Below are 232 nucleotides of genomic sequence, written 5' to 3' on the forward strand. Positions count from 1 at the left end.
GAGATAACGCCTTCCTTGCGGAAAGTGTCTCCCATTGTGGCGCGAGCCATCCGGGGTAGTCCTGCGGCCTCCAGTGTGCGAACAGCACGGCTGATGTCGCTGGCATTGACGATAACAACATCTCCGTCTTTGGCTGGGACTTTTCGAGCGCGTATATGTTTGTCCGCCAGTTCCGCGATGACCTCGTTGGCTTCCTGTTCGGAAAGTTGTCGACGCAGTTCAACGCTATCAG

Annotated in this window: 1 pseudogene; it reads right to left on the reverse strand. The window is 56.0% G+C overall.

Annotated elements, in window-relative coordinates:
- Window positions 1-232: pseudogene (locus SB816_RS35295) on the reverse strand (EscJ/YscJ/HrcJ family type III secretion inner membrane ring protein); the annotation flags it as partial.

The sequence above is a fragment of the Achromobacter sp. SIMBA_011 genome, from assembly GCF_046535435.1.
Taxonomy (GTDB): Bacteria; Pseudomonadota; Gammaproteobacteria; order Burkholderiales; family Burkholderiaceae_B; genus Achromobacter; species Achromobacter dolens.